The sequence below is a fragment of the Halomonas borealis genome, from assembly GCF_004798905.1.
In the GTDB taxonomy this organism is placed as follows: Bacteria; Pseudomonadota; Gammaproteobacteria; order Pseudomonadales; family Halomonadaceae; genus Halomonas; species Halomonas borealis.
Map to the genome: position 1 here is coordinate 1 of NZ_SDMO01000063.1, position 277 is coordinate 277.

Genomic DNA, 277 nt, shown 5'->3' on the forward strand with positions numbered 1-277 from the left:
GATAAGGTAAGAATGATGAGTGATACTGTTGGCATCATGCTTTCAATTCCGCCACGTGAAAGTAGGAGGTCAATTTCTTGATTTCCTGTTGCTGATTTAAAACCAGAATCAATCAATAAACCGAGGTCAGTAACTTTTGTATGTGGATTATGAATAAATATCATTACTAAAGCGATACCAATATTCAAAAGAATAGTAAGGATAGCGGGGATTTTTTTCCAAGCACAAACAAACATGAGGAGGATAGGAATGAAGGCCCAGGCCGAAATTGAAAAAT

The 277-nt window shown here is 36.5% G+C and carries 1 pseudogene; it reads right to left on the reverse strand.

The features are described 5' to 3' along the window. A pseudogene (locus ETC07_RS16180) lies at nt 1-277 on the reverse strand (hypothetical protein); the annotation flags it as partial.